This is a genomic window from Rossellomorea arthrocnemi, from assembly GCF_904424705.1.
GTDB classification, from domain to species: domain Bacteria; phylum Bacillota; class Bacilli; order Bacillales; family Bacillaceae_B; genus Rossellomorea; species Rossellomorea arthrocnemi.
Genome location: NZ_CAJGBF010000002.1, coordinates 365,377 through 378,257 on the forward strand (window position 1 = coordinate 365,377; position 12,881 = coordinate 378,257).

The window sequence follows — 12,881 nt, forward strand, 5'->3', positions numbered from 1 at the left end:
TCTTAGAACTTACGCTTTCTTGCAGCTTCTGATTTCTTTTTGCGTTTTACGCTTGGCTTTTCATAAAATTCGCGCTTTCTAAACTCTTGTAAAGTTCCTGTTTTAGAAACTGAGCGTTTGAAGCGACGAAGAGCATCTTCAAGCGATTCGTTTTTACGAACAACTGTTTTTGACATCTCTCTTTCCCTCCCTCCGAACACACTACACTTACATGTTCAAGTCAAGAAATGGTTTGTACCAATTTCTTAAGACGCAGAGTTACCTGACGCCCTTTACTTCACCAATAGGTTATGGCTTTGCCCTTGCCTTATTGTCACAAGGGGACAGAAAGTGTATGTCTTTCTTGGATGAATTTCTTCATATTATAAAGAAATCCATGTACTTTGCCATTATAATATATGATATGTGTTAGGTCAACAATTTATAATAAAACACTCATATAAATAGGCATGTCTCATTGATTTTCTCCATACATTTGTATTAATCGTGGTGGTTTACAGGAGGAATTCAATGATTTTACAAGTGGTTGCCTTTATTTTTTTCATCTTATGTTTTTTATTCGGTATGACCTGGCTTAGAACGGGTCTATTTAATATTGCGAATCAGAAGATTAAGACATGGCTTCATTATCTCACTAGCACGCCATTTAAGGGTGTTATGACAGGAACGGTTGTCACCGCATTTATTCATAGCAGTTCTGCTGTTATGGTCCTCACGGTAGGACTTGCTTCCTCCGGGTTGATCCCTTTCCGTCAAACCATCGGCATCATGCTTGGATCGAATATCGGTACCACTTTCACTCTTGAGATGTTCACACTGGATATGAATTATCTCATTGTTCCATCCATCATCATCGGGTGTGTTTTATATTTTTTCCGGTCACCTCAAATCAGGAGCACCGGTATGATTTTTGTCGGGTTCGGATTGATTTTCACATCCATCCGGGCCATCCAATGGCTCGCAACACCCTTGACGACACACGAATCATTGCGCGCTTACATGATTCAGGTGAATGAACATATCATCCTTTCATTACTGATTGGATGCGTGTTAACTGCCATCATTCAATCCAGTACAGTCGTTACCGGTGTGACGATGGGGTTTCTCGCTGCAGGTTCCATTGATCTTCATGCAGGGATAGCCATTATGCTCGGTGCAAATGTCGGCACATGCATCACTGCTTTTATCGCAAGCATCGGGGGTGGGACACAGGCAAAGCTGACAGCTTACGCTCATATCTGGCTGAATGTGATTGGCGTTGCTCTTTTCATACCTTGTATCCCTTTACTGGGTATGGCCGTACGAACGCTTGCAGGTTCCCCGGATTTACAATTGGCCCACGCCAGTGTCATATTTAACCTTTTATGTTCCATCCTTGTTCTTCCATTCGCCAACCGCTTTGCCCTCTTGATCGAAAACCTTCATCTTCCAAAAAAAAGCTGAACAGGTACAATGTACTCCGTTCAGCTTTTTTCTTTATTAATAATCTGAATCGCTTGTTAAACCTTGTACAATTTTCACACCTGAGCTTGCTCCTAACCGAGTAGCTCCTGCTTCGATCAATGCTTGTGCATCTTCAAGAGAGCGCACACCACCGGAAGCCTTCACGCCGATATCAGGTCCAACCGTTTTTCTCATCAGGGCGATATCCGCAACTGTTGCGCCACCTGTCGAGAAGCCGGTAGATGTTTTCACATAGTCAGCTCCTGCTTCTACAGCAAGTTGACACGCTTTTACTTTTTCTTCTTCAGTCAGAAGACACGTTTCAATGATGACTTTAGATAGTGCTTTTCCTTTTGAAGCTGCCACAACAGCTTCAATGTCACGCTTCACAAGATCAAGGTCCCCGCTTTTTAAGGCACCGATATTGATAACAATATCGACTTCTGTTGCTCCTTTTACGATTGCATCTTTCGTCTCGAATGCTTTCGTTTCAGGTGTAGATGCTCCGAGTGGAAACCCGATTACCGTACATACTTTCACTTCGGTACCGCTTAATAATTCACTTGAATAGTGTACCCAAGTCGGGTTTACGCACACGGAAGCAAATTTGAATTCTTTAGCTTCCTGGCAAAGCACTTCCACTTGGTCTTTGGTTGATTCTGGTTTAAGTAAAGTATGATCGATCATACTTGCAATGTTCATAGTCATTGATTATCTCTCCTTTAACAGTTGTCCGTACCTCTCTTATCATATCAAAACAAAGAGAAAAAGACGAGTACTTTATAGTATCTCCCAAAATAAAGAAAACCTTTTCATTTCATTAGTAAATTTGGTGTTTCTGAATAAGCCTGTACTAGTTGATTCCAAGCGGAATTGCCTGTGGGGTCTTAAAGCTTTCCCGCAGTAGTCGAGAATCTGACGTTCCAATCAACGGATTTAAGATGTATTCTTAAATGATCATACACAAAAATAGTGGGTTTATAGTGAAAGTTGCATGATTAATCCTTAGATGACCCAAACTATGCATTCATGCTGAGATAAATATAGCTGAAACACCCCCGGCCAATTTTGACCGGGGGTGTTTTGGGATTAATTTAATCGATATACTCTTGCCTCGTATGGTTTGAGGGTCAGCTTGTTCGATTCATCATGACTGTCTACTTCATAGTTGTTCAAGAGAAGGTTTGATGAGGATACTTCTAATTCACCAAGGTCACAAACGGCATTCTTCGTGGAAAGGTTTGTAATGACAACCATGGATCGATCTTCTCCAGTACGGGTATACGCATAAATTTGTTTATCATTTTCAAGTAATAGATCATAGATGCCGTACGTAAAGACAGTTTCCTCTTTCTTTAATTGAATCATTTTTTTGTAGAAGTTCAGAATTGAATTTTCATCCCTCTCCTGTGACTCTACGTTAATTGTTTTATAGTTTGGATTCACTTTCATCCATGGAGTTCCATTCGTAAACCCACTATTTCTTTCGTCTGACCATTGCATCGGTGTTCTGCTGTTATCACGGGAGGAAGCCCAGATGATTTCCATGATGTCTTGATGAGGTACCCCTTCTTCCCGTTTAAGACGGTATAGATTTTTAACGGCTACATCATCATAATCTTCAATGGAAGGAAATTGAACATTGGTCATGCCGATTTCCTGTCCCTGGTAGATGAATGGGGTTCCCTGCATTAAGAAGTACATGGCTGCCATCGCTGTAGCACTTTCTTTCCAGTATTCTTTGTCGTTCCCCCAAGTGGATACAACGCGGGGCTTATCATGATTTTCGATGAATAGAGCGTTCCAGCCGTTACCTTCAAGACCTTTTTGCCAACGAGAAAGAACTTTCTTTAGTTCCACGATGTCAAGGTCCGGGTTCGTTTCCGCATCCCATAACCCAAGATGTTCGAACTGAAAGATCATATCCATCTTTCCATTTTCTTTTCCGACCCATAACTCAGCTTCATCGGCTTTCACACCGTTTGCTTCTCCAACCGACATCACATCATAGTTGGCATACGTTCGATCCTTGAATTCCTGCAGGAACGTATGGATTCCTTTTTGATTCATATGCATGTCAAAAGATGAAACGTATTTTTCATTCTTCGGATTCGGCATATCAGGTAGACCCGGACGCTTCTTTATATGACTGATGGCATCGATTCTAAAGCCATCAATTCCTTTATCAAGCCACCAATTGACCGTGTCATACAGCGCATCACGGACTTTCACATTTTCCCAATTAAGATCAGGCTGTTTCGTCGAGAAAACATGGAGGAAATATTGATCTGTTGCTTTGTCATACTCCCACGCGGATCCCCCGAAGATACTTTCCCAGTTATTCGGCTCCCGGCCATTTACACCATCCCGCCAAATATACCAATCCCGCTTGGAGCTTTCTTTTGAACTTTTTGACTCAATGAACCAAGGATGCTCATCACTGGTATGATTCAGTACAAGATCAATGATCAATTTCATATCCCGTCTATGAACTTCTTTCAGTAATTGATCGAAATCTTCCATCGTTCCGAAGTCTTCCATGATATCCTGATAATCTGAAATATCATACCCATTATCATCATTAGGGGATTTGTACATGGGACAAATCCAAATCACATCGATTCCCAATTTTTTAATATAATCCAACCGCTGAATGACTCCCTGAAGATCCCCGATTCCGTCACCGTTGGAATCCTGGAAACTCCTCGGATAGATTTGGTATCCCACTGCCTCTTTACGCCATGCCTTTTTCATTGTAACACCTCGTCTAAGTATAGTAAGATACAAACGCTTACATTTAATGCAATCGTTTGCATTGAAAGTTTTAAAAAAAGACCCTTTTCTTATATTTGATTAACAATAATAGTTTACAACCTTATTCTGCACTAATCAATAGATAATTTGATTCTAAAAAAAAGAAAGTGGTTAAAAAGTATTATTCTGCAAAAACAAATGACGCTTTTGAAAAGGATCACGAAAGAGCCTGGACATAACTAAATCGATCCAATCTAAAGACGAACCATTCATATAAAATAGTCTATAGAACTACTTGTTACACCGCTGCCCGATTCTGCGGGGTCTCACCTATTCCGAGGAGTCTTCGTCTTGCACTCCAATCAACAGCTAGAACCGGCTGTATACACTAAGCATGCTTTATTAAAAAGATAAAAAAATCCGAACGATTTCGATATTCGTAAAAGAATTTAGAGTGATCGTTCGGATTTTTTCTTTGACTAAAACACTTTTGTCTCAGCCACTTCATTTATTAAATTGCTGCTTTCTCCTCTTCCTCTTCAAGTACACGTACGAATTGGCCTTCGTTTAGAGGATAACCTGCTTTTGTGAGTTTCACTTTCACAAGCTTCCCAACCATGTCTTCCGTTGCAGGGAAGACGACTTTCAAGTAATTATCCGTGTATCCTACATAGAGATCATCCTGGTAGATCTCTTCAGGGATGACTTCCAGCACTTCGTTCTCAAACTGAGAAGAGTATTCCTTTGCTAATTGATTCGAAAGCTCAATTAGGCGGTGAACACGTTCGTTCTTGATATCTTCATCGATCTGATCATCCATTCTGGCTGCAGGCGTACCTGTCCGTTTGGAGTATGGGAAGACATGAAGTTCAGAAAATTTATGCTCATTAATGAAGTTATAGGTTTCCATAAATTCATCTTCTGTCTCACCGGGAAAACCGACAATGACATCTGATGTAACCGCAAGTCCTGGTAAAGCTTTCTTAAGCTTTTCCAAACGTTCGGCAAAGAATTCCATCGTATACTTTCTACGCATTCTCTTAAGGACCGTGTTGGACCCTGATTGAAGTGGAATATGCAAATGCCTTACTACGATCTTGGATTGATCAATCACTTCAATGACTTCGTCCGTCAATTGACTCGCTTCGATGGATGAGATACGAATTCTCTTCAACCCCTTCACTTTTTGCTCTAAATCTTTAAGGAGCATGGCAAGGTTGTAGTCTTTCATATCTTCACCGTATCCGCCGGTATGGATTCCTGTCAAAACGATCTCTTTGTATCCAGCATCAACGAGCTGCTGCGCCTGATGAATGACTTCTTCGGGATCACGGGATCTCATCAGTCCCCGTGCCCAAGGAATGATACAGAACGTACAGAAATTGTTGCAGCCTTCCTGGATTTTAAGAGAGGCACGAGTACGATCCGTGAATGCAGGGACATCCAACTCTTCATAGACCCGGTTCTTCATGATGTTCGTGACACCATTGATTGGTTGACGTTCTTGTTTGTATTCTTCAATATACGTGAGCATTTTCCTACGATCCTGCGTACCTACCACGACATCGACGCCGGGGATGGCCATGATTTCTGCAGGGGAAGTTTGAGCGTAGCATCCTGTTACACAGATGACCCCATCAGGATTCTTTCGGATGGCACGGCGAATGACCTGCCTGCTCTTCTTGTCTCCTGTATTAGTTACGGTACATGTGTTGATGACATACACATCTGCGATGGAATCATATTCTACACGTTCATATCCTTCTTCTTTAAATAGTTGCCAGATGGCTTCTGTTTCGTAGTGGTTCACTTTACACCCTAGAGTGTGAAACGCTACTGATGGCATTGCAATCACCTCATAAGTTCTAATTGATAGCTGATGGCTGAAAGAACATATAATGGGGCCGTCTCCGTCCGCAGGATCCTTGGACCAAGGCCGCATGTTAGAAAGCCCTCGTTCTTCAGCAGTTCTATTTCTTTTTCCGATAATCCACCCTCAGGACCGAATACGACCAGGACACTTTGTCCCTGACGAATCGAGGATAACACCTTTGAAAGATTCCCTTTTTCCCCGGCCCTTGCTTCTTCTTCATATGCGACCAGTTTGTAATCGAATTGTGCCTGAATCAATTGTTTTATTGAAACGGGGGCAGATACATCCGGGACTAGAAGTCGATGCGACTGTTCAGCCGCTTCCTTTACAATCTTCTCCCAACGATCTACTTTCTTCTTTGCTTTCTTATCGTCCCACTTCACAATGGAGCGATCCGCATTAAAAGGGATAAATTGAGTGGCTCCAAGCTCTGTACCCTTTTGGAAAATCAACTCCAATTTATCCCCTTTCGGCAGTCCGCTCGCAATGGTTACTTTAATTGGTAATTCTTTCGTCGATGTTTCCCATTGTACTATTGATAGCTCGACTGCGTCACTGGAAATCGTTTCAATACGGGTGATCGCTGATGCTTGATCCTTGAAGACAGCAAAGACTTCATCCTGTTCCTTCATTCTCATGACACGAACGATATGATGATAGTCGTCCCCTGTAATCAAAATCGGATCGTTTTCTCGATATAGGTCATTAATAAAATATCGCTGCATACAGTTTCAACTCCACCGTTTTTACTTTTCCTTACACAGGCTTATATGCGATGATCGCAACCCAGTCTTCCATTACCATGATTTCTTCTATCTTAAATCCGGCTGCTTCCAATGAGTCACGAACCTCTTGTTTCTTAGGCTGAATGATCCCCGAGGTGATAAAATATCCACCCGGTTTCACTAGCTCGTAGGCATCCTCAGTAAATCGCAGGATGATCTCAGCAAGGATATTCGCCACAATCACATCTGACTGTCCGGAAACACCATTCAACAGGTTATTAGCATCCACCGACACCGTTTTCTGGACTTTGTTTAGCTTTACATTCAGTCTTGCTGATCGAACAGCCACTTCATCCAGATCATACGCCCTTACATTATCTGCAGCTAATAGTGCTGACGCAATGGATAATACTCCTGAACCTGTCCCAACATCAATGACCGAATCGTTTTCTTTTACGATTCGCTCAAGAGCTTGTATGCACATAACGGTTGTAGGATGAGTTCCTGTTCCAAACGCCATGCCTGGATCCAGCTCAATGATGAGTTCGTCACTATGAACCGGTGTATAGTCTTCCCAGGTAGGAACAATCGTGAACTTATCCGAAATTTTCACAGGATGGTAGTATTTCTTCCAGGCCGTGGCCCATTCTTCTTCATTTACCTCAGAAATCTCCACTTTGTTTTCACCAATGTCGATATCATAGGTAACAAGATTCGTTATCCCCTGCTTGATTTCGTCAACGGTTTCCCCAAGGAAACTATTGACGGGCAAATAGGCTTTGACCAGGACGCCATCTGCAGGGTAATCATCAGGGTTGAGTTGGTAGATCTCTCCAAACATATCTTCTCTTTCCTTAAGTAATTCGGCAGGGTCCTCAATGACCACACCGCTTGCCCCTGATTCATGAAGAATGTTTGAAATCGGCTCAATCGCTTCATTCGTTGTAAGAATACTGATTTCTGACCATTTCATTGATCTACCAACTCCGCTCTTTAGTTATTCGCCTTTAAAGGCCTTTTTTACTTTATCAAAGAAACTTTCATGCTGTTCATCAGGAATCTGACCGCTAATGTCAGCAAATTCTCTCAATAATTGCTTCTGCTTATCCGTCAGCTTGGATGGAGTGACTACCTTTACCTGTACATGCTGATCTCCAGTTCCGAATCCCCGCACGTTCGGTACACCTTTGCCTTTCAAACGGAATCTTGTACTCGTTTGTGTTCCCGCAGGCACTTTCAGCTTAACTTTACCGTGTAAGGTAGGTACTTCAATCTCATCCCCTAATGCCGCTTGGGCAAATGTTACAGGCATTTCACAATAAATGTCGTCTCCGTTACGTTCGAAGAAATCATGTGAGCGGACGTGGAAGACAACATATAAGTCACCGGCAGGTCCGCCATTTATTCCCGGCTCCCCTTGACCTGTCACACGCAACTGCTGCCCATCATCGATGCCGGCAGGGATCTTAACAGCAATCTTACGGCGTTTCTGTACTTTACCCGCACCGCCACATGTTGAACATTTTTCCTTGATTTGTTTCCCTGTACCGTTACAGTAGTGACAAACCCTTCTGTTCACAATGCGGCCAAATGGTGTATTCTGCTCGACATTCAATTGACCGGATCCATTACAGTGAGAGCATGTATTGACCTTTGTCCCAGGCTTTGCACCTGAACCATGGCAGGTGTCACATTCTTCTTCTCTCGGAATCTCGATTTCTGTTTCTTTTCCGAATACCGCTTCTTCAAATGTCAAAGACATCGTGTACTGAAGATCGGCGCCTTGTCTAGGGGCATTCGGGTCTCGTCTGCGACCACCACCGCCTCCTCCGAAGAATGTATTGAAGATGTCTTCGAAACCACCGAAACCGCCGCCGCCAAAGTCTCCGCCGCCGCCGAATCCCTGGTTAGGGTCTGTGTGACCGAAACGATCATATTGAGCACGCTTCTGATCATCACTCAATACTTCGTAGGCTTCCGATATTTCTTTGAACTTCTCATCCGCATCCGCTTCTTTATTAATATCCGGATGATATTTTTTGGAGAGCTTGCGGTAAGCTTTTTTCATTTCATCTTTTGAGGCATCTTTTCCAACCCCAAGAACCTCATAATAGTCCCGTTTACTCATTAAAACACCACTCCCGAATCCTTTGCATAAAGGTTATTTTAACATTGAGCTTCGACTATTATCAATAAAAACTCAACATTCCTTACAATAGTTTGTGTCTGTTGATTGAATGAAGCATCTCTCTTTCTTTCAATCATAGAAAAAGTCAAAGCCAAGAACCGCCCTGACTTTGACTTTTTCGTTCATACCTGATTATTTCTTGTCATCGTTAACTTCTTCATATTCAGCATCCACTACATCATCATCTTTTGAAGCTTCGCCTTCTGCGCCTTGAGCAGCTTGTGCTTCCGCTTGAGCCTGCTCATAAAGCTTCATCGTTAAGCTTTGAACGATTTCCTGCAATGCATCTTTCTTTTCGCGGATAAGGTCCAGATCATCTTTCTCGATCGCTTCTTTTAGCTCAGCTTTCGCATCTTCCGCTTTTTTCACTTCATCTTCTTCTACTTTGCCTTCAAGATCTTTTAACGTTTTTTCTGTTTGGAATACAAGTTGGTCGGCTTCGTTACGAAGTTCGACTTCCTCTTTACGTTGTTTATCTGCTTCGGCATTTTCTTCTGCTTCTTTCACCATGCGTTCTACTTCATCATCTGATAAGCCCGTAGAAGACTTGATTGTGATGTTTTGCTCTTTACCTGTTCCAAGGTCCTTCGCACTTACATTTACGATACCGTTCTTATCAATATCGAATTTCACTTCGATCTGTGGCACTCCACGCGGTGCCGGCGGAATATCCGACAGTTGGAAGCGTCCAAGTGTTTTGTTATCAGCAGCCATTGGGCGCTCACCTTGTAACACATGGATATCAACAGCAGTTTGATTATCAGCTGCAGTTGAGAACGTCTGTGATTTAGACGTTGGAATCGTTGTATTACGTTCAATCAGCTTTGTTGATACTCCACCCATTGTTTCAATTCCAAGAGATAGTGGTGTAACGTCAAGTAATACGACATCCTTCACGTCTCCAGTAAGGACTCCACCTTGAATCGCTGCACCCATTGCTACAACTTCGTCAGGGTTAACGCCTTTAGATGGCTCTTTGCCTGTTTCTTTTCTGATCGCTTCTTGTACAGCAGGAATACGAGTTGATCCACCAACAAGGATGATCTTATCGATTTCACTTGCAGAAAGACCAGCATCTTTCATTGCTTGTCGAGTTGGTCCCATTGTACGCTCTACAAGGTCTGAAGAGATTTCATCGAATTTCGCTCTTGAAAGTGTCACTTCTAAGTGAAGAGGACCTGCTTCTCCAGCCGTGATAAAAGGAAGTGAGATTTGAGTTGAAGTCACTCCTGAAAGATCTTTTTTCGCTTTCTCTGCTGCGTCTTTTAGACGTTGAAGAGCCATTTTATCTTTGGAAAGGTCAATTCCGTTTTCTTTTTTGAATTCAGCTACAAGGTAATCTATGATTACTTGGTCAAAATCGTCTCCACCAAGACGGTTGTCACCGGCAGTTGAACGTACTTCGAAAACACCGTCACCAAGTTCAAGGATCGATACGTCGAACGTACCGCCACCAAGGTCGTAAACAAGGATCGTTTGGTCTTGATCCATCTTATCTAACCCGTAGGCAAGTGCAGCAGCCGTTGGTTCGTTGATGATACGCTCAACTTCAAGACCGGCGATTTTACCAGCGTCCTTTGTTGCTTGACGTTCTGCATCATTGAAGTAAGCAGGTACTGTGATAACAGCTTTTTCAACTTTTTCCCCAAGATAGTCTTCTGCATATGATTTTAGGTGTTGAAGAATCATAGCTGAAATTTCTTGTGGAGTGTATTCTTTTCCTTCAGCTTCAACTTTGTGGTCAGTCCCCATGTGACGTTTGACTGAAATGATTGTATTAGGGTTAGTAATTGCTTGACGCTTTGCTACTTCCCCTACTTGTTTTTCTCCATTTTTGAACGCAACAACCGAAGGAGTTGTGCGGTTTCCTTCTGCATTTGCAATGACCTTTGGTTCTCCACCTTCAAGTACTGATACACATGAGTTTGTTGTACCTAAGTCAATACCGATAATTTTACTCATAGTAAGAAACCTCCCTATATTGTATATGTAATGTCTTTATTATTGACTGACCTTCACCATAGAAGGACGGATTACTCTATCTTTCAGCTTGTATCCCTTTTGGAATTCCTCGACAACGACATTGCTCTCGAAGTTTTCGTCTTCCACTTGCATGACAGCTTGATGCAGATGAGGGTCAAACTCCTGACCTACCGCTTCAATTGGTTCAACCCCCTCTTTTTTCAGGGCTTCAACAAGACTTCTGTGAACCATTTCCATTCCTTGAAGCAATTGTTTGGTTTGCTCATTATCAGCTTCTATATTCAAAGCACGCTCGAAATTATCAAGTGCCGGCAATAGTTCAGTGATCAGTCCTTGAGCACGGTATTTTTCTTTTGATTCATTTTCCACGTTAACCCGACGGCGGAAATTATCAAAATCGGCTCTTAAACGAAGATAACGATTTTCAGACTCGTTCAGCTTTTCCTCTAATTGTGAAAGCTCATCTGATTCTTGCTCTGCTAGTTCTTCAGCTTGAGGTTCTTCAGCAAACACTTCTTCCACAGTTTCGCCGTTTTCCTCTTTCGCTTCCTGCTGCTCTTGTTTTGTTTCTTCAGACATACCATTCACCTCCTTAAAAATGTGATTCTGTCACTTCATTACGTTCATATGAAGGCGCCGAAATCTCGGTAAAAACAGTTTCCGGAGCCTTATTTTCCTTTATACAATATGTCCACTAATCCCCACTTTGATACAGCTTTGTCAGAACCTTGGACATATCGTTTGAAAAGAAATTAAGTAAACTGACGACACGGGAATACTCCATCCGGGTTGGCCCAATAATCGCAATGGATCCTAATTGTTCTTTCCCAATAGAATAAGTAGCGGTTATGAGACTGCAATTCTCCATAGCGAGGTGATCATTCTCTTTCCCAATCTTGATGTTCACCCCTGTAGCGGATGGACGGATCAGGTTATAGATGCTTTCTTCCTGCTCTATCATTTCAAGAAGCATACGAACCTTTTGTACATCATTGAACTCGGGTTGATTAAGGATATTGGTCTTTCCTCCAAAGAACAGCTTATCCGTGACCGATGGATTAAAGGAATCCGTAATGGAGTGAAGGATAAAATCATAATTCTGAATATGCTCTTTAAGTAAAAGAGCGACTTCTTTAAAGATTTTATCGTTCAACTCACTGATCGGCACCCCGGTCAAGCGGTCATTCAAAATGTGTACGAGCTTTTCAAGCTCAGCTGCATCCATTGTCGGTGGTATATGGAACAGTTTATTTTCCACATGTCCGTTATCCGTAACGATAATGGCGATGGCCGTATCTTTGTTAAGAGGAATGAGTTGGATTTTTTTCAACTTGTTTTCCTTTAAATCTGGTCCTAGTACAATTGTTGTATAATTGGTCAGCTCTGAAAGAATCTTAGCCGATTTCTGAACCACTTTCTCCAATTCATACATGCGCTCTGTAAAAATGGAGCGGAGTGCATGGACATCATTCTTTTTTAGTTTTTGTGGAGAAAGCAAATGATCCACATAGTATCGATACCCTTTTTCTGACGGAACGCGTCCTGAGGATGTATGAGTTTTTTCAATGAAACCCAAATCCTCCAGATCAGCCATTTCATTTCGGATTGTAGCTGAACTGAAAGAAATCTCGTCTTTTTTTGACAGACTTCTGGAGCCGACAGGCTGGGCAGAAAGAATAAAATCATCAATGATTACTTGAAGAATTAGAAGTTGTCGATCTGTTAACAACATTCATCACCCCTGTTAGCACTCTACTAAGATGAGTGCTAAATCTAATTAATAAATTATCAAATCAGTAAAGGGATGTCAATATATTAGATTGGCTCTTTTGGATGAGCCTTTTGACTGACCTTTTGAAAAAGCGAGTGGTGGTTGATTTCCGCTGCAGGTGCTCGCTTTCCGCGGGGCTGGCGG

General features: G+C 42.2%; 11 protein-coding genes. 1 reads left to right on the forward strand and 10 read right to left on the reverse strand.

The window, feature by feature from the left end:
* Positions 1-2: 2 nt before the first annotated feature.
* Entirely contained in the window at positions 3-176 is a 174-nt protein-coding gene (gene rpsU, locus BAA9072_RS04825; protein WP_032087602.1) for a 30S ribosomal protein S21, read from the reverse strand.
* Positions 177-510: 334 nt separating this feature from the next.
* Here rpsU and BAA9072_RS04830 point away from each other — a divergent pair, with 334 nt between their 5' ends.
* On the forward strand, positions 511-1,443 hold the full coding sequence (locus BAA9072_RS04830; protein WP_201713540.1) for a Na/Pi symporter: 933 nt from the start codon (positions 511-513) through the stop codon (positions 1,441-1,443).
* A 36-nt stretch (positions 1,444-1,479) separates the two neighbouring features.
* On the opposite strand, the gene deoC is transcribed toward BAA9072_RS04830, so the two are convergent.
* The 9 genes from deoC to hrcA form a co-directional block, all read right to left on the reverse strand.
* A complete protein-coding gene (gene deoC / locus BAA9072_RS04835) occupies positions 1,480-2,151 on the reverse strand; it encodes a deoxyribose-phosphate aldolase (RefSeq protein WP_201713541.1) in 672 nt (223 codons plus the stop codon).
* Positions 2,152-2,532: 381 nt separating this feature from the next.
* On the reverse strand, positions 2,533-4,197 hold the full coding sequence (locus BAA9072_RS04840; protein WP_201713542.1) for a glycoside hydrolase family 13 protein: 1,665 nt from the start codon (positions 4,195-4,197) through the stop codon (positions 2,533-2,535).
* Between the two features lie 511 nt (positions 4,198-4,708).
* On the reverse strand, positions 4,709-6,043 hold the full coding sequence (gene mtaB, locus BAA9072_RS04845) for a tRNA (N(6)-L-threonylcarbamoyladenosine(37)-C(2))-methylthiotransferase MtaB (RefSeq protein WP_201713543.1): 1,335 nt from the start codon (positions 6,041-6,043) through the stop codon (positions 4,709-4,711).
* Positions 6,044-6,048: 5 nt separating this feature from the next.
* A complete protein-coding gene (locus BAA9072_RS04850; RefSeq protein WP_201713544.1) occupies positions 6,049-6,795 on the reverse strand; it encodes a 16S rRNA (uracil(1498)-N(3))-methyltransferase in 747 nt (248 codons plus the stop codon).
* A 31-nt stretch (positions 6,796-6,826) separates the two neighbouring features.
* On the reverse strand, positions 6,827-7,768 hold the full coding sequence (gene prmA, locus BAA9072_RS04855) for a 50S ribosomal protein L11 methyltransferase (RefSeq protein WP_201713545.1): 942 nt from the start codon (positions 7,766-7,768) through the stop codon (positions 6,827-6,829).
* 24 nt (positions 7,769-7,792) lie between these two features.
* A complete protein-coding gene (gene dnaJ / locus BAA9072_RS04860) occupies positions 7,793-8,923 on the reverse strand; it encodes a molecular chaperone DnaJ (RefSeq protein WP_201713546.1) in 1,131 nt (376 codons plus the stop codon).
* A gap of 192 nt (positions 8,924-9,115) precedes the next feature.
* Positions 9,116-10,945: a molecular chaperone DnaK gene (gene dnaK / locus BAA9072_RS04865; protein ID WP_201713547.1), complete on the reverse strand. Its 1,830-nt coding sequence runs from the start codon at positions 10,943-10,945 to the stop codon at positions 9,116-9,118.
* A gap of 39 nt (positions 10,946-10,984) precedes the next feature.
* Positions 10,985-11,545: a nucleotide exchange factor GrpE gene (gene grpE, locus BAA9072_RS04870; RefSeq protein ID WP_201713548.1), complete on the reverse strand. Its 561-nt coding sequence runs from the start codon at positions 11,543-11,545 to the stop codon at positions 10,985-10,987.
* A gap of 115 nt (positions 11,546-11,660) precedes the next feature.
* Complete coding sequence (gene hrcA / locus BAA9072_RS04875) at positions 11,661-12,695, reverse strand: heat-inducible transcriptional repressor HrcA (RefSeq protein ID WP_201713708.1); 1,035 nt, start codon at positions 12,693-12,695, stop codon at positions 11,661-11,663.
* Positions 12,696-12,881: the final 186 nt, after the last annotated feature.

Excerpts from the sequence above, each read along its gene's own strand:
- grpE (WP_201713548.1), bottom strand. The coding sequence starts at position 11,545 with ATGTCTGAAGAAACAAAACAAGAGCAGCAGGAAGCGAAAGAGGAAAAC.
- BAA9072_RS04850 (WP_201713544.1), bottom strand. The coding sequence starts at position 6,795 with ATGCAGCGATATTTTATTAATGACCTATATCGAGAAAACGATCCGATT.
- rpsU (WP_032087602.1), bottom strand. The coding sequence starts at position 176 with ATGTCAAAAACAGTTGTTCGTAAAAACGAATCGCTTGAAGATGCTCTT.
- mtaB (WP_201713543.1), bottom strand. The coding sequence starts at position 6,043 with ATGCCATCAGTAGCGTTTCACACTCTAGGGTGTAAAGTGAACCACTAC.
- BAA9072_RS04830 (WP_201713540.1), top strand. The coding sequence starts at position 511 with ATGATTTTACAAGTGGTTGCCTTTATTTTTTTCATCTTATGTTTTTTA.
- prmA (WP_201713545.1), bottom strand. The coding sequence starts at position 7,768 with ATGAAATGGTCAGAAATCAGTATTCTTACAACGAATGAAGCGATTGAG.
- dnaK (WP_201713547.1), bottom strand. The coding sequence starts at position 10,945 with ATGAGTAAAATTATCGGTATTGACTTAGGTACAACAAACTCATGTGTA.
- dnaJ (WP_201713546.1), bottom strand. The coding sequence starts at position 8,923 with ATGAGTAAACGGGACTATTATGAGGTTCTTGGGGTTGGAAAAGATGCC.
- deoC (WP_201713541.1), bottom strand. The coding sequence starts at position 2,151 with ATGACTATGAACATTGCAAGTATGATCGATCATACTTTACTTAAACCA.
- BAA9072_RS04840 (WP_201713542.1), bottom strand. The coding sequence starts at position 4,197 with ATGAAAAAGGCATGGCGTAAAGAGGCAGTGGGATACCAAATCTATCCG.